General features: G+C 46.3%; 1 pseudogene. It reads right to left on the bottom strand.

The window, feature by feature from the left end:
* Positions 1-201, bottom strand: a pseudogene (locus FE392_RS19885) (structural protein); the annotation flags it as partial.

The following is a 201-nucleotide window of genomic DNA, read 5'->3' as shown; positions in this document are numbered from 1 at the left end:
CGGTCTATCATCTTGGCTACGCTTTGATAGCCGTTCTTGTGGTAGTTACACAGCAACTTCATCAGTGCCCGAATACCATACTCAGCCGTATCAAACCGACAGAACCGTTTTTCGATATTTCGGTCATGTGGTAATTGGCCTTGCCACTTATTTGCTGGGTTATGGTCAATGTTGCCGGGATTGTTATTGCGTATGCCTCTG

Source organism: Xenorhabdus santafensis (assembly GCF_033949405.1).
GTDB classification, from domain to species: domain Bacteria; phylum Pseudomonadota; class Gammaproteobacteria; order Enterobacterales; family Enterobacteriaceae; genus Xenorhabdus; species Xenorhabdus santafensis.
This window is presented reverse-complemented; position numbering and strand designations above follow the sequence as displayed.